This is a genomic window from Sphingomonas sp. CCH15-F11, assembly GCF_001557005.1.
GTDB lineage: Bacteria > Pseudomonadota > Alphaproteobacteria > Sphingomonadales > Sphingomonadaceae > Sphingomonas.
The window spans coordinates 1-331 of record NZ_LSKG01000044.1 but is presented as its reverse complement, the minus strand read 5'-3'; the positions used below and the strand labels follow the sequence as shown (position 1 = coordinate 331).

Genomic DNA, 331 nt, shown 5'->3' with positions numbered 1-331 from the left:
TGCCGATCGCGCGCGAACATCGCTGGCTTTACCCGATCGACTGGCGCGAGCTGTCGGCCTTTATCCGCTTCGGCCGCGCCAAGGGGCGCTGCGAGCATTGCCGTCGCCCGCACGGCCGCTACGTGCTGCATCTCGGCGATGGGGTGTGGTGGGACGAGGACGCCGCACGCTGGCGCGACGGGCAGGGCAGGGGGGTTCGCCGCCTGCCGAAGCCTGACGATCTTTCACGCGCGCAACCGGGGTTCGCCGGTATCGACCCGCCCGCCTCGATGCGGGTCACGCGCGTCGTGCTCGCCAGCGCGCACCTGAACCACGATCCCGGCGACAACCG

At 71.3% G+C, this 331-nt stretch carries 1 protein-coding gene; it reads left to right on the top strand.

The window, feature by feature from the left end:
- Positions 1 to 331, top strand: a 331-nt coding sequence (locus tag AX709_RS18850; RefSeq protein WP_082731627.1) for a hypothetical protein, incomplete at both ends; no start/stop codon positions are given.